Origin of the sequence: Vreelandella gomseomensis, from assembly GCF_031451645.1 — a bacterium.
Classification (GTDB): Bacteria; Pseudomonadota; Gammaproteobacteria; order Pseudomonadales; family Halomonadaceae; genus Vreelandella; species Vreelandella gomseomensis.
This window is the reverse complement of the sequence record NZ_JARWAI010000016.1, coordinates 1-21,683: the sequence shown is the minus strand read 5'-3', so window position 1 is coordinate 21,683 and position 21,683 is coordinate 1. Positions and strand designations below refer to the sequence as shown.

Below are 21,683 nucleotides of genomic sequence, written 5' to 3'. Positions count from 1 at the left end.
TGGTTCCAGCGCGACTCATCGCGCCAGCTTCACGGTACTCAATGCACTTCTTTCTAGGGCAACTCTTCGCTCAGCGCCCTTGCATAAGCGGCACGCGCCGTCTGATAGATCGCGAGCTGCTGCTTGAGCTTCTCGATCTCGGCATTGGTCAGACGCCATGCAAACAACATGGCGCCGTGATACCTGGCCCCCTGATACCTAAGCGATGAAATCCCACTGAGCCGCGTCCAGGTCGTGGGTGCGCACCTCTTCGGACGCCATGAAGCCGCCAACCACATCGCCAAGCGACGCCCCACTTTCCAACTGGTCTACCCAGTAGGCCTTACCTGGGGCATCCGCCTCGCGGCCAAGCAACGCGCCATACAGTGTATCCAGCACGGCATCGACACCGTCAGCCTGCACGTCCAGGGACTGGCCGCTTTCCGCCGACGTCATGAACAGCATCGCCATCTCGCTCTTGCCAAGGCCCTCGGCGTGCTGCTTCGCCCAGTACTGCACACCGTCCACGTCCGCCTGGCGACCCAGCACCTGATCGTAGAGCCCCGTGATCCATGCCAGGTCGTCGTAGCTCAGTGCCAGCTCGTCATCGGCAAAGCTTAACATCTCGATATTGACCAGGGTGTCGCTATCCTCGGGATCTGCCTTGGACTGCACCGTGACAACGCCGTATTCCTGAGCGATCACATAGTCATCGCGGCTGCCCTCGTAGCGGACCGTGTCTGTGTCGCGACCGCCGTGCAGCAGGTCTACCCCGGCACCGCCGAACAGCGTGTCGTCACCGTCGTCGCCGAACAGGCGGTCATCGCCGCCCTCGGAGCCGATGGTGTCGTCTCCGCCGCCGCCGTGCAGTTCGTCATCGCCCTCGCCCAGCACGATGAACTGATCGGCATCATCGCCGATCACCACGTTGTCACCGCCACCGCCGGTTATCGTGGTGGCGCCGATCACGCTGGCAAAGTCGATATGATCGAGCTGGAGCTGGTTGCCGTCAGGCAGCGAGCGGGTATCGATCACGAAGGCTTCCTGACGGCCATTCCTCGTGTCAGCATCACCTGCCATCCCGGTGATCTGGATCGGCGTGCTGGTCGAGCCCGTGCCGCTGTCACTCAGCACCAGGGTGCGTACATCCAGCAGGCCGTCATCCAGGCGAGACAGCCACTCCCCGGCTACCCCGGTCTGGTCGCCCGCGTTCGCCGGCTGCCGGGCGTCGATGCTCGCGATCAGGTCGACAAGCGCCTGCTCGGGTGTCACTGCGGTGCGGGCACCCTCGTTGATCAGGCTCACCCCACCCGGCAACGTCGCGCTCACCTCATTGGCGTTGCCGGTATCCTCGACCAATTGGGCGGTGCCAGCACCGTTGCCTGTATACGTAATTGTCTCGCTCACCGTGGGTAGTCCTGAAGGCGTGGGCGGCTGCGGTGCGGGGGGCGTCACCTGAATCGGATCCGGATCCGGCCGAGGTGGCCGAGGTAGCACTTCTATCGTCACGCTATCACTGACCGTCCCGGCCCCGTCCTCGCCACCATCCGCCAAGGTAATATCGAAGCTTACCTCGCCCACCTGGCGACCAGCCTCAAAGGCCACACGCCCCGCGTCGACATCCTGCTGGGTAAAGGTATTCCCCACCGCCAGTTCGTTGCCGCCGAGCGCAAGGGTCCCGCTGGTGGTCAGGGCATCCAGCGTATAGGTCAACCCATCGCCGTCGTCGTCCGGGTCGCCCTCGTTGAGGTTCGCGTCGGTCAGGGTCACGGTGCTGCCGACTCTGACACTGGGGCCATCATTGACAGCAATGGTCGGGGCGTCGTTGACCGGTACCAGCGTCAGGTTGGCGGTGGTAACGTCGCTGGTCTCGCTGCCGTCATCGACCTGCACGGCAATCGCCCGGCCCTCCACGGCAAGCACGTTGGCGGACGTCGCAAAGGTCACCGCCTCAAGCGCCGCCTGCCACTCGGCCAGCGTGGCCTCGGCGTTGGCCGAGGCAAGCGTCAAGGTGCCGGTGTCAGCGTCAAAGTCCGCGTTGATGTTGCCCATGGTGGCAGCATCCGTCGCAAGCGCCAGGCTCTCGTGCTGAGGGTCGTAGCCGCCGGTCACCGTCAGCGTGGCCTGCGCCAAATGGCCGTCCACCGCTTCCAGCAACACCTCGGGCAGCACATCAACCGGCGCGGCCCCCTCCGCATAGGCAACCCCTTCGTTGAAAGCCGGGTCCAGCACGCCTTCCGGGGTAAACTTGGCGATCGCCACATCGTTGTTGTCATCGGGCTGGTAACGATTCCCCGCCACATAGACATTGCCGTCGGCGTCCAGGTCCAGCCCCCATGGATAGTTGTTCAGGCCGCCGATGTCAGCGGTGGCCGTCCCCCCATCGCCAAACTCCGTTGCCACGCTGCCATCGGGATTCAGCTTGGTGACTTCGAAGTCAACGCCGGTGCCACTGCCGCCGCCGTTGGAAAGCAGAAAGAAACTGCCGTCATCCCCTACGACAATATCGCCTCTGAAACCGCTCTGGTCGGCGATCTCGACGAACCCGCCGTTGCCAAAGCTAGTGTCCAGCTGGCCATCGTCAAGGTTGAACTTGTGAATATAAAGCAGGTTCTCGATCGAACCGCCGCCATCGGGAAATACCTGGGCGTTGCTGAAGACGACCAGCTGCTGCCCCAGACGCAGGACCTCGCCCGGGGTCGCCGAGAAGAACGTGGCGGTCGCCTGCCCGGGAAAGGTGACCGGCACTGTCGCGATGCCATTCTCGAAGGCGGACGCCGCCAGCACGCCGTCCGCCGTATAGTGTTCAAGGGTATAGGTGTACGCCGTGCTGCCGGAAGCCACGCTCACCCGCCCCAGGCCACCGTCATCCAGGGCATAGAAACCGTTGGACGGCGCGGCCGGGTCGAGGGACAGCACCCCGTCATCGGCCCAGTCGGCATCCAGCGTGCCGTCCCCGGCGACCTTGATAATCTCGCTATTACTGGGATAGCTGATGAAATAGCCGCCATCGGAAGATTCGGCCACCGTCCACGGGCCGATCTCGTTGGGATCCTCATAGCGAAAGATGCCGTTCTCGCCGAAGGCGGTGTCCAGGGTGCCGTCGGCGTGGTATTGCGCCATAAAACTGTAGGAAGTGCCGGAGGTTGCCGCCACGCTGAGCCCCGCCACCACGAACTTGCCGTCTGCGGCGGGCAGGATCCTGTAGGCGCGGTCATCACCCTCATCCAGCAGGAACTGGTCGGTGCTGGCCGGTGCGCTTTCGTTGAGCGCCGTGAGCACGACGCCGTTATCGCCAAACGCAGGGTCCAGACGACCGTCCGGGTAGCGCTGGATCAGGAAGATATCGTCGTCACTGCCCGACCAGGTGTAACCGACGGTGATGGTCTTGCCGTCTGGCCGCGTCAGCACGTCATAGCCACGGTCGGCGGCCTCGCCGATCGCCGTAGGCAGGATACCGGAAGGCAATGAAAGGCTTGGCTGGGTTGTCATTGTTTTATTGACCAACGGTTGTTGAATCGGAAATAAAAACAGGCCTTGCCGCTGGCAACTAACGGCCTGTCCAATCAATCCACGCTAATGCGCCGGTGCCAATAATGGCATATCAAGAGTGACTGTATCGTTGACGGTGACACCCTTCAAATGCACGGCACCAACGGCACGCCGCCGCACCCCGTCAATAGCGCCGCAGAGGCCAGGAGGAAGGCTACCTTCCACATCCTCAGTGCACCTCTTTCTTGGGCAGCTCTTCAGAAAGCGCTCTGGCATAAGCGGTACGCGCCGTCTGATAGATCGCGAGCTGCTGCTTGAGCTTTTCGATTTCGGCATCGGTTACGCGCAGGTTGGTCACTTGCGCCTTGGCGTTATCCGACAGGTGGGCCACGTTGTACTCGGCGCCATCGATGGTGATGGTTTGCTTGTCGTCTGCCATGATCAAAACTCCTTGGTCAAAGTATAGTATCGAGCCGCTATCATCCATGCCATACCGCTCGGTGTCGAGGCCTTCCAGCCCTGCGCAAAGGGCCGACAGCCAAGCAACAGACCGACAGCGGCGTTAAACGACAACCTCGGCATCGGTCAGGCGCCATGCAAACAACATGGCACCGTAATACCTAGCACCGTAATACCTAGGCGATGAAATCCCACTGGGTCGCATCCAGGTCGTGGGTGCGCATTTCCTCAGACACCATGAAGCCGCCAACCACATCGCCAAGCGACGCCCCACTTTCCAACTGGTCTACCCAGTAGGCCTTGCCCGAGGCATCCGCCTCGCGGCCGAGCAGCGACGCGTAGAGCGTGTCCACTACGCCCTCGATGCCATCATCCTGCACGTCCAGGGACTGACTGGCCTCCGCCGACGTCATGAACAGCCGCGCCATATCGCTCTTGCCAAGCCCCTCGGCATGTTGCTGCGCCCAGTACTGGATACCGTCCACATCGGCCTGGCGTCCCAGCACCTGGTCGTAGAGCCCCGTAATCCAGCTCAGGTCGTCGTCATAGGTGATACTCTCCTCGCCGTCGGCGAAGGCCAGGCTTTCCACGTTGACCAGCGTGTCGGTATCGCTGCTGTCATTCCTGGCTTGTACCGTGATGACGCTGTGATCTTGCGTGATGAGGTAATCGTCACGATTGCCTTCATAACGCACTACGTCCGTATCGCGGCCACCATGCAGCAGGTCAGCACCGGCACCGCCAGACAGCTCATCGTCGCCGCTGTTGCCGAACAGCCGGTCGTCGCCGCCAGCCGAACCGACCACGTCGTTACCACCGCCGCCCCGTATGATGTCGTCGCCAGGGCCGAAGAACAGGGTTTGGGCGTTGTTGTCCCCGAGGACGTTGTCCACATCCGGCGCACCGCCGTCGGCCAGTTCCTCGTTGCCACGGAACGTGCCGCTGCCGCGTACCACAATAGAACCGGCGCCGGTAATATCAACGCTTGGAGAGGTATCGCCGGTATCCATTTGTCGGGCGTCGACCACCACCACGGGTGTCGTATCGTCTTCGTCGGTTGGCGCGACCAGCACAGTGACCCGTTCATCGCCCGTAGCGTCGCCCGAACGGGTGGGGGTGACGGTGACGATATCGCTGGATGGGGAGACAGCGCCGAGGAAGTCGCCTACCTCCCGGCTGTTTGGCCCATCCGTGTCACCCTCATTCTCAGGGCGGTTGATCAGGGTACGCAGGTCGTCCCGGCTGCTATCAAGCCGCCGGGTGGCGATCAGCCCCAGGTTTTCGGAAATGCTGGCCCTTACCCGGTCACTCAGGTCCACATCCACGTCGTTGGTGGCGTCGTCCTCATTGACCCGGGTACCGTCGGTAACCGGCAGGATCACGAATTCGGTAATGGCGTTACCGGTATTTGGGTCAACGGTGCTGGTCACAGTGGCCGGTGCGCCGTCTATGGTGTCCGGTGAAGGTTCCGGCTCAGGGTCCGGGCTGGTCGGTGGGGGCGGAGGTGGTGCCGTCACCTTGACCGTGACAGTGGCGTCAGGCGAGCTACCGAAGTCGTCGTCCACCAAGAAAACATCAAAGCTGACATCGCCAGTTGAGCTGCCTGCCGTGAAGGTCAGGTCGCCATCAATGAGTTCCTGCTGAGTGAAGCGGTCATTCACACCAAGGGCCGTCCCCGAAAGCTCCAGCGTACCGCTGCCCGGCACACTGCCCAGTATAAAGATCAGGTCCGCCACGTCGTCATCCGGGTCTGTCCCGTTCAGGAGCGTGGTATCCAACGTCGTGGTCCGGCCCGTGTTCACCGTCGGCGCGCTACCGATCGTCAGTGTCGGGGCGGTGTTTGCGCCGGTCACCTGGGCACTCAGGGTCGAGGTGTTAGTGTTGCCAGCGGCGTCTCGGATGGTGAGCGTGACGCCGGTGGTTTCGCTATCTCCTGTGGCCAGCGCATCAAAATCGCCGTTTGGATCAAAGCGCACACTGCCATCGTCGGCAACGGTAAACAAGCCGCCGTTGTCACCCGCCACCGCGCTGTCAACAGCATCGGCGTTGCCATTCACCGCTGCGACCGGTGCCGTGGTATCCGCCCCGGTGTCGTTGTCCGTCACGTTGTCACCGGCCCCGTTCACGCCGGTCAGCACCCCGGCGGGATCGTTTTCCTGCACGCTGGCGGACGTGTCGTCGCCGAGCACCGGTGCTGTCGTGTCCAGCGTCAGGGTCAGGTCGCCAGAATCATCACTGGTATTCCCAGCGGCATCGTTGGCCAGGATATCGACCGTGTTCGCACCTTCGCTGAGATCGCCATCCGCAAATGTGAAGTTCCAGTCGCCTGCGCCATCCGCTGTCGTCGTGCCCACAGACGATCCGTCGACGCGCACGGTGACCGCCGCTCCCGACTCGGTGCTTCCCGAAATCGTAGGGGTGGCAGTATCGGTGATGTTATCACTGTCGCTGGTGCCGCTGTCCGAGGCCGCGTCTAAGACCGGTAAACCCACGTTTGGCGAATTCGCATCGATGGCGTCACCACCCTGACTGATCGACGTATTGTAGGGGGTCGACAGGTTCCCGGCGGCGTCGGAAAGGATGACATTGACCGGAATATCGTCACCTGCCGCGCGGTCCGCATCACCTTCCTGAACCGTGTAGGTCGCCGAATAATTGCCGCCGCCGTCATCCGAAAACCCGGTCAAGGGCACCCCGTTCACCGTACCGGTATCCAGCGACAGGCCAACCTCACCCGCCGTAATGCTCACCGTCACCGCATCGCCGACCCTGGCCGACGCATTCGGGATCGAGACCGCCGATATCGTCGGGGCGCTGACATCCACGGTCACGCCACTGTCGTTGATGGCATCGTGGGAGAGGTCGGCGCTATTGCCGTCGCCGTCGTTGTCCACAATCTCACCGCTTACGGCGTTAAAATCGATGGCGATGCTGTCGGCGTCGTCATCGCTCTGTATCGTATAGGTGCCAGAAAGCGTGGTTGTACCATCACCGCGATCCAGGTCCACCGTGCGGATGTTGCCACCTACATTAATGTCGATGGTCGGCGTTCCGGTGACGACGGTCACGGCCTCATCGAAGGTGACGGACACGGTGACGTCGTCGCCCAGGCCATAGGTCCCGTCGGCCACGTCCACCGAGGTAACGTCGGGCGCATCGGTCACCGTCACTGTCATCTGCAAGGTATCGGTATCAGTGCCGTCGCTGACGTCGATGCTGAAGGTATCGGTGCCGTTGAAATCGGTGTTCGGGGTATAGATAGCGTTGAAGGGCTTTTCGTCGGTGGCGGGCGTGTTCACCGTGCCGGACTCAATCTCGAGCGAGCCGTTGTCAGGGCCGTCGGTCCCGTTCTCCGACCAGGTCAGGGTCTGAGAACCATCAGGATCATCCACCTGCAAAAAATTGATCAGCCCCAGCGCGCCACTGTCTTCGGCCATGGTCAAATTCGCCGTACCCCCTGCCTCCGCACCGGACAGTACACCATTGTTGTCGCTGTCCTGGTCGAAGGTGGGGGGTGTATTGGGGGCCGTGATGTTCTGGAATTCCACGTCATCGATGGAAAGCGCCATCTGACCATCATTCGGCGTCAGTGTGAAGGATGATATTCCCTGAAAGTTTGCCGCCCCCGGGTCCGCAGAGACATCAAACGTCTTCGTCTCACTAGCCATAACCGAAAATGGTAGCGTATTACCATTCGCAGAAAGCGTCAGGTTTTCGAGCGAACCACTCAAGTCTCCCACACTAATGGATGTCAGGTCGAAAACATTGCTGCCTTCCAAATAAAAAACCAATGAAGACTCGAAGCCAGTACCGAAATCCGTAGCAATAGATTCCATCCCATTGATAACCACGCCATAATCGCTGGCCCTCACAATGTTAAGGTCAGTTGATGTGACGGTAAGCGCACCGGCTGTCTCTGTGCCAGTTATCGACTTCGTGTTGACTCCCATTAGACCATCTTCAAAACCGAAGGTCGCATTGGCAAGAACGCCTTGATAAGAGACTTGAGCCTCAAGCTGAAAAGCAAGCTCTCGCCGCATCGGTTCAATTCCCCAGGAACCGCCTTTCTCGGCCGCCCCGACAGGGTGTTCAGATGCCACCACGTCTCGGTCCAGACTGTTCCGAAGACCCTCGACAAAAGCGGCACCCGCCTCACCCTCAGCGACGCGGCAGCCGTAAAGAATGACCTCCGCATCCCCCGACAATGTCTGCCGGATCTCGTCAAAGGTTCGAGAGGCAGATTGCAGCGTTCTCCCTGACAACCGATTTGCGCTCAGAAACACTTCACCCGGTGCGCCGTGCGAGACAATATGCAGTGCTGTTATATTCGTCTCGCCCGCCAGCACAGTCGCGATTTCAGAGAGGCCGTTACCCTCGGGTGAGAGAATGTGATGCGCGACGCCGGGGCGTAGTCCATTGATCAGGGTTTGCCGATCTTGCACATCCGCAGTGAAGAATGCGATCTCGCGCGTCGGTGCGCGCTCATGTGGGCCGAGTTGCATGGACGTCGCCTCCAGCTAATTGCTTATAGCGTTTGTTTATCTTGGTATTTTACGGAGATAGTGGATGATTTTAGTCTGCGGCTAAATGGAAAAACAATGCCAAAATGGGGGTTGGCATGCACGCTGAGGCAGGTAAAGGGGTAGCTTTTTAGATCAAGTGACCAGATATGGCTCGCTGAAACGGTGATCGGGCCATTTTGGCCTTTCAACTACCTCAAGCAGCATTATTCATCGGTTCCTTAACGCTTTTTGTGACTAAAATAGTCAATATGCTTACGTCTTATCACACGATTTAATGAAAAGACACATCGTGCATGGAAACGGTATCTGCCCGCACCACGACAACGACATGGTAGCAATGGGACGCACAACGCTTAGCCGCTTGTACTAACGTTCATGAATAAGGACATCTACTATGCCCCTGACAAAGTTACAAAAACAGGCATTGGCCGATGAGCTGATCGACGTCATGGAGCGCTTTGAGCGCGACGCTGACCAGCAATATGAAGCACAGATTACCCAACCTACATCCGATCATCTGGTCATCAAGCTGCAACTTGCTGATAGCATCGATGAATCCCCCCCGTCACGTTGCCGCTCTCACCAAGCAACCGACTAGCAGGGGCGACAAGCGGCAACCTCGATACGCTCAGAGCCCCACGGCACCGACCAGAAAGCAGGCAAAGCTGTGGCGCCAGTCATGGAAGCGCAGTGGGGTTGCGCCATGGCTTGCGCGCTCAGGTGTGTACCAAAAGGCCACCGATGGGATGCTTTTACCCATTGAGAAGAATTGCTACCGGTTACTCATAGAAAAGAAGCAAAGTTGTCGGCGGTCAGGTCGTCCGTAGAGACACCGGCCAGCGTCACCAGATGATCGGCGTTGCTGAGACCATTACCAAGAGGGGCACTATTGCTAACCTCATAGATACCTGTATCACCGGCATACTCAACCGCGACGTAAGCAACGTCGTCATTCTGGCTTAGCCTTAAGTAACCGTCGTTGAAACCTCCATTACCATCGAAGTCCTCCAGGTATTCATGGACGTCTGCATCAGAGAGGCTATCCAAACCAGCGTTTTCACCCGTTATCATGACCAGACCAGCGTCAGCATCGCCTGAACCTAATGTAACGCCCGTATCAGGAGTAGCCTCTACCGAGCCGAAGGCATTGGTATCGAAACTACCGCTTACGGTACTGTTCTCTATGGCAATCTTGTCGCCGTCGTTTCCGGCTTGAAAGTTGGTAATGCTGATAGCGTCGCCCCCCACCCGATCAGGCGAACCGTGCAGGGTAATCAGGTCGTTGCCTGCCCTAGCGGACAGTGCAATAGACACCTCACCGGCGTAGCCAGTCGCAAGGGAAGACAGGTCGATGCTGTCGTTGCCTGCACCCGCACTGAGTGTCAGATCACCAACGTTGGCAAGCGCTCCCAGATCGACACGCAGATCACCGGTAAACGCGCCAGCATCGACCGTTTCGATAGCGGTACCGTCATTGCCAGACGTCGCGCTGAAATTTCTGATATCAAGGTCTTGATCGCCCGTAATGGTCAACGCCGTAAGAACGGAATCACCGTTAGCGTCGCTGGTCTGGTCATCAACAACCAGAACGTTCTCAGCGTTTTCACCACCCGAGTCAACGTTAATAGAGGTTGCCCCCCCTGCAACGGCGGCGTCATCGTTGCCAACTGTCAGACCAATCGTCTGCACGTTGGTGATCGGTCCGCCATCGATTGCGTTGACGCTTTCAGAATCAAAGACAGCGTTTACGCTGGTCGCGTTAGTGGCCACAACGCCCACATTAGCGCTGTTATCATCCGAAGCGGAAGCCGTTGGTGTCTGATCAACATCCAGAGTAACAGCTAACTCACCGGCTGTTGCCTGCGTCAGCACAAGGTCGCTTGCAGTGCCCATATCAGCCGTGGCACGGAAACCAACGCCAGCGCCAACCTGAGTCAATTCACCACCTGCCCCCGTGGCACCCGAACCAACGATTTCTTGAATATCATTACCTGCCGACAACATGCTCAGATCGAACGTCTTGTTCAGGGCGTTGACGTCGAACACTTCGAAATTGCTGAACGCACCAACATTGGCAGCCGCCACCGCTTGAAGCGGCAGTGTGTCGGTGCCTTCACCACCATCGAAAGACGCCTCTTCGGCCACTGCCCCCAGGTTGCTCACGACATCGTCACCAGCGCCCAGGCTGACGGAAGCGTCTGCTGCAACGTCGTTCCCGCCAGCATTAACCGTATCGTTGCCTGCACCGCCTATGAGCGTAGTCGCGCTGGGGTTGCCTTTCAGCGTCAACCCCCCGGTTGCCTGGCTGCCATCGACCGTCTCGATATCGCTTGTGCCGAGGTCGATCGCGAACGCTGTATCGCCGGTAATAATGATATCCGCTCCCTGAAAGCGTCCGTCATCACCCAGGTCAGTGACCGTATTGCCCTTCTCCCCGGTGGACTCAATGGTCAGCGACTCGGTAGCTGCGCTGGTATCGTCAATGTCCGAGAGGGTCACGCCGCCGGTCAGCGCTAGCGTGGTCGTTTGCTCAGAAACGCCAGCGCGATAGCCCGCGATATCCAGGGTGCCAAGATCGCTGTTGGCCTGTATCGTCATGTCGGCGGCCAGGTTGTTCACTTCCACATCATCCGCCTGGCTATCACCATCGGTGATGCGAATATCCGTCAGGTCATCGCTGTAGTCGGCAACGTCTATCCGCAGCGATTGTGCCACGCCCTCGTCGAGTGTCTTGATGTCGAGTATCTCGATGTTCGCGGCCGCCGTGTCATTGCGCAACGCGGGCAGGTCGTGCGTACCGGGATCCACATCCGTCACCACCAGGCGATCCGTTCCGCCACCACCGTCCAGTACATCCCCCACTTCAAATTGAGGGTCATCCGCCGTGCCATTGCCGTCGGCATCCTGGCTGGCGCGAATGACGTCATCGCCAGGGCCACCGGTCACCACATCAGCGCCATCGGTCGCATCGGTCACAATGCCATCGGCCGATAACTCGAAGGTCTGCGAGGGAGGTGTAGGGGTAGGTGGCGAAACGGGGGGATCATCATTTTCAAGCGATTCAATCGCCTGCTCGGCAGCGGTCACCGTCTCAGGGTCACTGGTCACGTCTTCCAGTAGCGTTGTCGCTTCACCTTCTTCTACCAGGCCTGCGTCGGTGATCTGCTGGGCCACCGTGGTACGGTTATCGAGTGCATTGATGTCTTCTTCAGAGGCACCCTCGGTAAAGGCAAGCACCAGTTGATCCAGATTGACCCCAGCGCCTTCGCCGATTATCCAGTAGTCGGCCTGATCATCGGCTTCGCGGCCAAACAATTTAAGGTAAAGCTGAGTGACGAAATCATCACGGCTCAGTTGGCCTGGACCGTCGGCAAATTCTGGCTGTTCGTTAACGATATTGGCACGTAGCTGTTCTAGCGTCAGCGTGCCGCTTTCTATTAACTCATTCCAATACGCCAAGCCTTCTTCATCAGCGGGACGACCCAGTAAGCCAAGGTAAATGATTTGAATATCTTGCGTTGCCATACCAGCTAACCTTCTTGCGTTGGTAATCTCGATGCATATGATCTATCACCACTAGCCTAGCAAACACGACACTACCTATCATTGACGTTCAGTAACATTGAGACACTTTCGAAATACCTATTGGCGCCATCCATTCATCCGCACGATACCTAGCCTGGATTTCTCATAGTACCTCAGCCAGTACCGCACTCAGGCTGTAACACCGGGCCATTTTGGCCTTTCAACTACCTAAAGCAGCCTTATTCATCGGTTGGCGGTCTCAATGAATAAGCGCAACACCTAACCTATCAGGTAGGGTATTGCCATGACTTATTGTTACCACCATCCTTCTGCTGAAGATCGAGCCGCCATCATGCTGGTCCACTCGATTCGCGCTATCGTCCGTCAGTTGGGGCGTGCGCCCGGTACTATTTCACGAGAACTGGTGGTCCACCTACTGCGCAAGTACTGGTCACCATAGCAAATTGCCCGCACACTGAAGCGTATATTTCCTGATAACACTAACCGCCACGTCTCGCACGAAGCCATCTACAATGCGCTCTACCTCATGCCGCGCGGCTCGCTCAAGAGGAAGCTGATTGCCTGTTTGCGCCAGGGTAAAGGTAAACGCCGCCCTCGCAGCCGTGGCAAGGATAGGCGACAACAGATTCCAGATTTAGAAAGCATTCATCTGCGGCCCCCTGCGATCGAAGACCGCCTGATACCTGGCCATTGGGAGGGTGACCTCATCATCGGTGCCAACAACAGCTCTGCCGGCTGTATGAGGTGACGCGCTCCCCGCGCTTGTCCATGACCTATGACCAGAGCAAAGAGATGGTGAACCATGCCGAGATCACTCAGAAGACGGGAACAGCGATCTACTTTGCCGACCCGCATAGCCCATGGCAGCGGGGTTCCAATAGAAATCCGTCGCCGATCCGAGCACTATTCAATAGCGTTGCACTTGGAACTTGAAGCCGCCGTGGTTCGGATAGGGTAAAATTAATAATTCACTAGATTTAGCTTTAACGGCCCACCTAAATAAAGTATGTTTTGCCAAAATGATGCGCTAAGAAACACGATAGGGACATTGAGCAATGAGCATGTTTTCGACTGGCTTGAGCGGGCTGAATGCGGCACAAAACGCCTTAAATACCACGAGCAACAACATCAGCAACGTTTATACACCCGGCTTCAACCGTGAAGTGACACTGCTCGGCGAGGGCTCAGCGGGCACACGTGGCGTTCAAGTTGATGATATCGAGCGTCAATTCAACCGCTACGTCGCCGATCAGCTCAACGATGCACGCACCCAATCCAGCGCATTAGAAAAATACGCGCAACAAGTCGAGCAAGTCGATAACCTTTTGGCCGATCGCGACGCTGGTTTGGCCCCATTAATGCAAAACTTCTTTTCTGGCTTAGAAGATTTAGCCAGCGCGCCTTCAGATCCTGCCTCACGGCAAGGCGTTATCGGGTCGGCCCAAACGCTTAGTGCTCAGTTCCGCTCCTTTGATGGCTACCTGCAGGACATGCAGCAGAATATCAACAGTGAGATCAAAGACGAAATCACTCAGGTCAACAACACTACCCAGCAAGTTGCCGGTCTAAACCGGGAAATCGCCTTGGCTCGTGCACGTACCGGCGAAGCCCCCAACAGCCTGCTCAACCAGCGTGACCACCTGATCAGCGAATTAAGCGATCGCATGGACTCGCGCCTCAACATTCAGGATGGCAAGACTTACAACGTCAGCCTGCCCAACGGGCAGCCGTTGGTCACCGGCACCGACGCATTCAAGCTCACATCACTGCAATCCGAAACCGACCCAGAACGTACTGTGATTGGCTATCGCGATGGCGGCGGCAACGTAGTTCCCCTTGAAGAAGACGTGATTACCGGCGGTAGCCTCGGCGGGTTAATGCGCTTCCGCGAAGAATCGCTGGATAAAACCCAGAATCAAATCGGGCAGCTTGCTGTGTCGTTAACTACCGCCTTCAACGAGCAGCACAAGCAGGGGGTGGATCTAAACGGTGATCAAGGTGAGAACTTCTTTACGATTCGTGCACCTCAGGCTTACAGCTCTCCCGATAACAACGCGAAGGTCGACGCCATTGCCTTCGATCCGACACGCGTCGATGACCTGCGCGCAACGGATTACCAGGTTCGCTATGACAACGGCACGTTTACTGCCATCCGAAAAGACAGCGGCGAGACAGTAAGTACTGAATGGGATGGCGAAGTGCTGGCATTTGGCGGCATTACCATGGCGTTTGATGGCCCGCCATCACAGGGGGATACGTTTGAAGTACAGCCAGTACGCCGTGCCGCCGCAGGCATGGACGTGCGAATCAACGACCTGGACAAGATCGCCGCCGCTCAAAGCCCTGTGCGCCCCATGCCCTACTCCACAGTCGATTTTCAATCGCAGAGCACAACGCGTTTAGGTGAAACTAAAATAATTAGCGATGTTTTAAATGAAGGGGACTGGGAAACGTTGAAATCAGGCCTGCAGCCTATCGCCTTTATCCCAGCAGGTGCAAAAAATGTTGAAATCCATCTCAAGGACCGAGGAGCAGATGATGACATCCAACTTTTCACCCGAGACGGCAAGCATCTAATAGGCACGCCAGTTGAAGGAACGGATGCTGATCCCTCGACTTGGGAAGGTACCGAAGCAGACTATACTTGGCAAAATAATGCTGATGGAATCTCAATCACATCAGCAGAAGATGTAGAAACAAATATATTTACTCTAACAAACGGGTTTAATGAAGGAACGACTTACAACAACAACGACCTTCTGAACCGTAAGGATAAATACTCCGCAGACCTCTCAGATCCTGCAACATTAAATTATGCGGGTATGGAGCTTACCTATACAGGTGATGGCAATAGATTTGATACTAAACCTAACAATCTAAGTACAGATACGGGCTATCGGGAAGAGAAATTAAATATTGATAACGTAAAAGAGCCTCTATTTTTGCTAGTGTCGGGTAACGGTGAATTTGATATCAAGGCTACTTGGGATGATATGCCCGGCGCCTCAACCACTGGCGGCATTAATCCCGACAACACCCCTATCGGCCGCGTGCAGGATCAGCTAACAGTCAGCGACATTGACGTAGCGCCCGGCTTCAAGGAAATGGACAGCGACTACCGCCCTCCAAGCTTTGCCGTGAAGGCAGCAGATGATGGCTCACTGAGCCTAGGCTTCTTTGGTGCGGACAGTGAAAATAACCTCTTCGTATCACCCGATGCAGGCTCGGTACCCAATGACCCACCGCCTGACGGTGTATTTAGTGTGTTTAAGGAAGACGGTACCGAAATTGATAATGTGCTCTCCGTAAACAACGCAACAGGCGATACGCTAGCGGTAGGTGATCGACTCACCATCAAGGATGATGCCACGGGAGAAACGGTTTTAAGTTTCACCATCGATGAACTGCCAAGCGAAGGCACGACAAGTGGCGTGACTTTTACAGGGTTATCAGGCACCACGGGGCCCGGTGATAACCGCAATGCGTTAGCGCTACAAAACCTACAAAGTGAAGACACCGTTGGTGATAATGCGACGTTTAGCGGGGCTTACGGCGCCATGGTAAGTGACGTGGGGAATCGCACCAATATCACCCAAGTGAACCTAGATGCACGTCAAGGGCTCACCGATCAGCTGCGTGCCGTGCAACAATCTGAATCCGGCGTTAACCTGGATGAAGAAGCTGCTAACCTGATCCGTTATCAGCAGTACTATCAGGCAAATGCTAGGGTGATTGATACGGCTTCTACTATCTTCGATACAATTCTTGGGCTAAGAGGTTAACCTATCTATAACATTGTTATTTTAGCAGCTCATCAAGGCCATAGAGCCGCATTTATGAGGTAAGGAAGGGAAATTGTCAGGTGGTGGCATAAAACGCCGTTTAGGGCGGCATGCGCGTTAATACAGCTCAATCTTAGGGCTGGATAGTCCGAAGCGTTTCGCCTTCGGCACAAGATGCCTGCTCTGCCTCATCCAGTAGCGGCTCGAAGTCATTGAAGCGCCCGCCTCGGGAATCAGAAACAGTCACTGGATGTTGTCGTGGGTGTGTTCCAGCCAGCACGGGGTAATAATCAGAGATCCTGCAAGGTGCGCCCTTGATGATCAGCACGCTCGCCACGATAGAACGCTATTAAAGGATTGGCTGACGGGCTCATGTTCCTCCCTCATTCACCGTGTCCACCAGCGTGAAATAAGCCTGCTCTACGCTATCACTGCCTGCCCCGTCGTCTTCGATGCAGGCGCCGATGAAATCATCCAAGGCGTCACACAGCGCGATAGCATCGGGGGAGTCGCCCAACGTTGCCTGCCACTGGTCGTACAGCGCGTAAAGGCTATCGAGGCCGGCCTGGGTCATGGGCTCGAACAGCAGGTGCTCGTTAGCCGCAAGCTCAGCTAACAAAGCCGTGCGGGTAGCCGGAGGGATAGGCGCCGTATCAGAGCCTTCGGAGTCAGGGTAAGCAGTCATACAGCTCACAGCGGCCACAGGGCCGCGTTTATGCCGTAAAGGCAAGGAAATCATCAGGTAGAGGCATAAAGCGCCGCACAGAGCGGCACTGGCGCGTTATTCAAATACACAAAGCACCCAAGGTCTACCTACTCCCTGACGAGACGAGCGTTTTGAGCTACCTCAAAATAGGTTTTTCAACTTCGAGAGCGGCATCATTGAGCAAAGTTATCAAGATCAAATGTGCCTGAAATACCGGTAATTTCGATCAATAGGTCATCCGCCGAAAATTCATCGTTGCCATCGACGTCGATGGCAAGGAATTTTTTCCCTGAGAGGTCACCCCCATTTACCTCAACAAGAGCTGCTGAAACATCATTCGCTTGGTCTGTATCGTAACCTGCTCCACCAGCTACGTTGAGTAGAACGTTCAAATCAGTCACCAATGTCTCAGTATCGACACTTCCCGAGACCTGATTATTTACGTTTTCAACTGTTTCAGCGTCATTAGCAAAATCAACGAGTCGAACATTAATCTTGTTATTGTCGGGAGTATCAGCGCTGAAATTAACAATGCGGTCATAACTGCCAGCGCTTGAATCGCTAGCCTCGTTGTAGACAAAGATGTTCTGGCCTGATCCACCAACCAAGGTGTCTGCACCGCCATAGCCCGTAATAACATTATAGCGAGCGCCGCCAGTAATATGGTCATCTACAGCACTACCTAACACGGTAAATGCGCCACCTGTCTCAGCAGAACCGTCGAAGGTCAAAGGGTGAGTCCCAGTCGGGCCACCTGCGAAAATTTCCAGTAAATCATTACCGGCGACTAAACTGTCTTTTGTAGTCAGCACATTCGTGCTGTCAAACATATAGATCAATGAACGATGTGGCAGGGTGATATTGTCTAGTTCGCCTCCAGACAACGCATCCGTCAGTCTGAATGAACCGGTTCCAGTGATGTTGTTTGTAAAACCTCCAAGTTGCGCTCCCGTCATAGAAACAGAGTTGCCTGAGGAGCCATAGATTGCCAGCGTATCCGCATTGAAGGCCCCGCCCTCTATTCCTTCCGCAATCACACCACTAATATCAGCATTATAGATAACGTTAAGCGCGTCCGATTCCTGCGTTTCAACTGTGCCATTGTATTTTCCCGCTATATCAAAGTTTAAGGTAGCACCGGATATAGAGGTTGCATCCACATTTTGGCCAAGGCTGCCTAATGTGAGCTGGATCGCATCATAGTTACTCAGAGTGTAAGTCGTAACATCACTTGCGCCTGTCACAACACCTTTACCGTACAGTGTAATGTCGTTCTCATTACCGATGATAGAAGTGAAGCCGCTGTGCTGGGAAACCGTCATCCCATAGGTAGTGTTGTTGCCTGCAAGCTCCAAGGCACCGTGGTTTACGATATCAATCGCTTGACCGGAAGCCAATGCCAGCTCCCCCTCTGTGGCCAGCGTAATCTGTTGTCCTGACGCGTTAATATCAACCGAAGGCATCTCAGCATAGGCTTGATCTAACACCGTAGTTCCTGACAAGGTAAGCGTTCCAATGCTGCTTAAATCAAAACCCGACAGGTCGTCATTTCCCGCGAGCGCCACATTGATGACACCGGGCGTAGCCGTTAGCTTGGAAAGATTACTATCAAGGTTGGCTGCCGTGGCTTCGGTCAGGTTGATTAAACTATTGCCCGTCACGCTCACGGATGCCAGTGCAAGCAGCTGTGACTCGGTTACCGTGAGGCTTTCGTCCACCGCCTCAATATTAATCGAGCCGGCCGGGGCCAATTTTGCAATGTCCGCTGAAAGATCCTCGTTAGTGGCACCGGTCAGTGTGATATCACCTGAAGTCGTTTTCAGGCTGTCAATCAAATCCAAATCCACCTTGGCGATCTTGACAGCTTCATCTGCCGAGACGTTAAGCGAACCGCCTGCTGACAACTTGGCGAAGTCAGTTTTGAGGTCAGTTGACGTCGCACTGGACAAGCTAATGCTGCCCTCAGTCATGGTTGTAATTGAGGTAATTTCATCCAACACCGCTTTGGTGAAGCTTAAGTTAATGCCGTCAGTAGTGAGTGTATCGACTTGAACGGCATCAATGGTAAATGCCTCACCATCATTCGGCGTGAAGATAAGATTACCGGAATCTAAAGTAACTGCCACATCCCCAAATTCATTTCCGATACTGAAATTACCTGTGTCTCCATCTTCATTGACATCGAAAACAGGGTCGGTGCCACCACCACTGATGGATTCTTCTTCACCACTAGCCCGCTCTTCAACCGTCTGCTGGGCAGCTGTTACGGTATCGGGGTCGTTAGTCACGCCTTCCAGAATCGTGGCTGCGTCGCCTTCCAGGGCAAGGCCTGCATCGGTAATCAATTGAGCCACGGTCGCGCGGTTGTTTAATGCCACGGTGTCCTCTTCAGAAGCACCATCGGTAAACGCCATGACGAGTTGATCCAGATTGACGCTCGCCCCGTCCCCGGTCAGCCAGTAATCAGCGGCGTCATCCGGCTCACGGCCGAACATATTGGCGTAAAGCTGGGTGACGAAATCAGCACGGCTCAGTTGGCCTGGGCCGTCGGCAAACTCGGGCTGCTCATTAACAATGTTTGCACGCAGTTGCTCCAGCGTCAGCGTGCCGTTTTCGATCTCTTCGTTCCAATAGGCCAGCCCTTCCTCATCCGCCGGGCGACCAAGCAGGCCCAAGTAAACTTTCTGAATATCCGCCGTTGCCATGACGCCTTTCCTTTTTGTTGATTGAAGCAATGATTAATCCACTTCAAAGCCAACCTAACAAAGTAAAGCGTTGACTGACAGTTACGCCATTGGCACTACTATCCCGTTTTTAGCAACATAAAACGCCGCACGGAGCGGCATTAACGTTACTCACAATCAGCGTGACTTTTGTCGCCTGCCCTCAGCTATCAAAATCAAACATCAGATCGTCATCATCGCCCATGCCGTCCAGCACGCTGTCCAGGTTCTCGGGGACTTCATTGGTACCGCCAACCTGTGCCAGTAGCTCAGCCCGCTTGGTCAGTTCGCTGAGTTGGTGGGTCGAGAGCATCTGGGCATAGGCCAAGGAGAGCGGGCCGCCGCGCAGGCCGTGCAGGGTCTCGGCATCCAGGGCGTTGAGCGCTTGTTCGCTGATGCGGTGCAGACCGTTGACGTGCAAAGGGTCTTGCCCTTCGCCCCGGCCAATCTGCAAGGGCCATGCTTCGATCACCCCGGCGTCCGCGAGCTTTTGCACGCAGGCGTGGGTCACCTGGCGGCTCTGTTCGCACTGCTTGAGAAATTCCAGCGTATCCGACACGGTTTTGGCGAGGTTACCCTCGTCATCAAACAACGTCTTGGCCGAGGGCTCGTCGGTGAGGTGGTCCACGCAGAGGATGGTCTGCTCGTCTTGGTGGGCCAGGCGGAACGGGTAACCGCGCAGCGCGGCGGGGACATAGTTGCCAAGCCACTTGCCTTGCGGATGCAGGTACAGATTGCCTTGGCCCAATCCGGTGATGGCCACGGGCTGGTAACGCTCGCCCTCTTTCACGAAGCCCAGGGCGTAGTACGGCAGCAACTTGCCAAGCTCGGCGAGTAGTACTGGCACCACCTGCTGGTCGCTGGCGAAGTGGTAGCCGTCGCGGGGCCAGCAAAGGGTATCGGCGTGGTCGGTTTTCGAAAGCGCAACCCACTGGGTCACTGTATCTCCTTGAAAGTTATGAATCAAAAACCCCGCCGAGGCGGGGGTTCTGTGGGCTTTTACCTATCGAGGATAGGCATCTCACTCAGGGAGTGGGATTAAGCAACGGTGTCAACAGCGATGTTACCCGCCATCAGTACTGAATCGATTGTACCGATTAGTTTGAGATCACCATCAGTATCATCGATGCCAGTTCCAGAAGTGTTAGACACTGCATAGATGGCGCTGCTGTCGTCGTCAGCAATCACGACGAACGAGTTAGTCATATCGACATCGTCGCTGAACGCTGTATTCAGAGCATTTGCAACTTGGCCACTAAGTTCTACGTCACCAGAACTACCGATGTTCAAGAAGAACACAGCATTGTCGGCCATAGCGAAGTTGTTAGAACCATCAGCTTCGGTCAGCGTCGTAGCAGCGTTGGCGTCGATCAGATCGATAGTGTCAGTACTACCGTTGCCGCCAAAGCCAGTGACACCTTTGTTAGTTTCGGTACCAGCATAATCGAAGGTGTCGTTTGCGGCAGTGCCTGCAATATCGATAGCCCCAGCAGTGGCAGCGAAACTAGCCATATCGACGGTGATCTCATCGCCAGTCGTTGCACTAATGCCCTTCGTGTCAAACGCATCGATGAAGTCGGCAGGAGCCAATGTGATGGCTTCGCCAAGGTCCACGATATCGTCATTGCCAACCAGCTCGTCAGTAACGGCTTCGAACTCCGCCTGGGTCACACCAGTCACGGTGATAACGTCGGTGTCGGTTAGCGAAGCAGCACCAGCGACCGTCAGAAAGTCAGCCTGTGCCAGCTCAACTGCACCACCGTCGAACTCAACGGTATCGTTATCACCAGCCAGTACGCCAGCAACGGCAGTTGCATTGGCAGCAGTCACACCGGTCACGGTGATGGCATCAGCTGCGGTCAACGAAGCAGCACCCGCGACAGTCAGGAAGTCAGCCTGTGCCAGCTCTACTGCACCACCAACGAACTCAACGGTATCGTTATCACCAGCAAGTACGCCAGCAACGGTAGTTGCATTGGCAGCAGTCACACCGGTCACGGTGATGGCATCAGCGTCAGTCAGCGCTAGACCCGCACCTGTTATGGTAGTAACTTCGCCCGCTGTCAGCGTTGCTAAATCATCATCGGTGAAGTCGATGGTCGTGGCTGCCAGATCACTTTCGAGATTGTTGAACGTAACAGTTTCATTACCAGCAGTGATATCGTTAATCGTAATAGACGCTGCACCTGTCAAACCATTCTTTTCGGCAGCGGTATCTGCCAAAGCACCGCTAGCGGCGCCGCCTAAAACACTAGTGAGACTATCAGCGACGTCATAGGTAGTGCCGCCAGAATTGTTAGCATCTGCGATAACTTCAGCCTGAGATACATCGGCTGTGCCAGTAGCAGACACGTCAACTGCATCGTTAATGCCTGCTTGTGTTTCAGCAGTACCGCCTAGAGCATCAGCCACCTCGGTTGCAGTACCTTCAACGTTGTAGACAACAGCCTTGGTGAAGCCTGCCAACGTCTCG

10 protein-coding genes and 2 pseudogenes are annotated in these 21,683 nt (G+C 56.2%); 3 read left to right on the top strand and 9 right to left on the bottom strand.

Annotated features, from left to right (window positions below):
* Positions 1–198 precede the first annotated feature (198 nt).
* From QC815_RS16755 to QC815_RS17405, 4 genes and pseudogenes are all read right to left on the bottom strand, one after another.
* A complete protein-coding gene (locus tag QC815_RS16755) occupies positions 199–3,471 on the bottom strand; it encodes a DUF4214 domain-containing protein (protein WP_310541144.1) in 3,273 nt (1,090 codons plus the stop codon).
* 229 nt (positions 3,472–3,700) lie between these two features.
* On the bottom strand, positions 3,701–3,910 hold the full coding sequence (locus tag QC815_RS16750) for a DUF6447 family protein (protein WP_230447472.1): 210 nt from the start codon (positions 3,908–3,910) through the stop codon (positions 3,701–3,703).
* 196 nt (positions 3,911–4,106) lie between these two features.
* Positions 4,107–7,499: a DUF4214 domain-containing protein gene (locus QC815_RS16745; protein ID WP_310541141.1), complete on the bottom strand. Its 3,393-nt coding sequence runs from the start codon at positions 7,497–7,499 to the stop codon at positions 4,107–4,109.
* A 426-nt stretch (positions 7,500–7,925) separates the two neighbouring features.
* A pseudogene (locus QC815_RS17405) lies at positions 7,926–8,432 on the bottom strand (DUF4347 domain-containing protein); the annotation flags it as partial.
* A 415-nt stretch (positions 8,433–8,847) separates the two neighbouring features.
* On the opposite strand from QC815_RS17405, the gene QC815_RS16740 reads away from it, so the two are divergent.
* A complete protein-coding gene (locus QC815_RS16740; RefSeq protein ID WP_230447470.1) occupies positions 8,848–9,051 on the top strand; it encodes a hypothetical protein in 204 nt (67 codons plus the stop codon).
* Between the two features lie 185 nt (positions 9,052–9,236).
* Here QC815_RS16740 and QC815_RS16735 read toward each other — a convergent pair whose 3' ends face one another.
* Positions 9,237–11,978, bottom strand: a complete 2,742-nt coding sequence (locus QC815_RS16735) for a DUF4214 domain-containing protein (RefSeq protein ID WP_310541139.1) — start codon at positions 11,976–11,978, stop codon at positions 9,237–9,239.
* 304 nt (positions 11,979–12,282) lie between these two features.
* Between QC815_RS16735 and QC815_RS16730 the strand changes: the two are divergent.
* Together QC815_RS16730 and flgK are read left to right on the top strand one after the other, a co-directional pair.
* Positions 12,283–12,884, top strand: a pseudogene (locus QC815_RS16730) (IS30 family transposase); the annotation flags it as partial.
* A gap of 170 nt (positions 12,885–13,054) precedes the next feature.
* Positions 13,055–15,781, top strand: coding sequence for a flagellar hook-associated protein FlgK (gene flgK, locus QC815_RS16725; protein WP_230447468.1), 2,727 nt, complete (start codon positions 13,055–13,057; stop codon positions 15,779–15,781).
* A 370-nt stretch (positions 15,782–16,151) separates the two neighbouring features.
* Here flgK and QC815_RS16720 read toward each other — a convergent pair whose 3' ends face one another.
* The 4 genes from QC815_RS16720 to QC815_RS16705 all read right to left on the bottom strand — a co-directional run.
* Positions 16,152–16,466, bottom strand: a complete 315-nt coding sequence (locus QC815_RS16720; RefSeq protein WP_310541136.1) for a hypothetical protein — start codon at positions 16,464–16,466, stop codon at positions 16,152–16,154.
* A 194-nt stretch (positions 16,467–16,660) separates the two neighbouring features.
* Complete coding sequence (locus QC815_RS16715; protein WP_310541134.1) at positions 16,661–19,192, bottom strand: beta strand repeat-containing protein; 2,532 nt, start codon at positions 19,190–19,192, stop codon at positions 16,661–16,663.
* A 181-nt stretch (positions 19,193–19,373) separates the two neighbouring features.
* The gene (locus QC815_RS16710; protein WP_310541132.1) at positions 19,374–20,150 is read right to left on the bottom strand and encodes a SapC family protein; all 777 of its coding nucleotides are present in this window, start codon (positions 20,148–20,150) and stop codon (positions 19,374–19,376) included.
* A 98-nt stretch (positions 20,151–20,248) separates the two neighbouring features.
* A partial coding sequence (locus QC815_RS16705; protein ID WP_310541130.1) for a beta strand repeat-containing protein occupies positions 20,249–21,683 on the bottom strand: 1,435 nt, incomplete at its 5' end.

What these genes read in the sequence shown, in the direction of transcription:
- QC815_RS16755 (WP_310541144.1), bottom strand. Translation starts at nt 3,471, where the DNA reads ATGACAACCCAGCCAAGCCTTTCATTGCCTTCCGGTATCCTGCCTACG.
- QC815_RS16750 (WP_230447472.1), bottom strand. Translation starts at nt 3,910, where the DNA reads ATGGCAGACGACAAGCAAACCATCACCATCGATGGCGCCGAGTACAAC.
- QC815_RS16745 (WP_310541141.1), bottom strand. Translation starts at nt 7,499, where the DNA reads ATGGCGCTTTCCATCGATGACGTGGAATTCCAGAACATCACGGCCCCC.
- QC815_RS16740 (WP_230447470.1), top strand. Translation starts at nt 8,848, where the DNA reads ATGCCCCTGACAAAGTTACAAAAACAGGCATTGGCCGATGAGCTGATC.
- QC815_RS16735 (WP_310541139.1), bottom strand. Translation starts at nt 11,978, where the DNA reads ATGGCAACGCAAGATATTCAAATCATTTACCTTGGCTTACTGGGTCGT.
- flgK (WP_230447468.1), top strand. Translation starts at nt 13,055, where the DNA reads ATGAGCATGTTTTCGACTGGCTTGAGCGGGCTGAATGCGGCACAAAAC.
- QC815_RS16720 (WP_310541136.1), bottom strand. Translation starts at nt 16,466, where the DNA reads ATGACTGCTTACCCTGACTCCGAAGGCTCTGATACGGCGCCTATCCCT.
- QC815_RS16715 (WP_310541134.1), bottom strand. Translation starts at nt 19,192, where the DNA reads ATGGCAACGGCGGATATTCAGAAAGTTTACTTGGGCCTGCTTGGTCGC.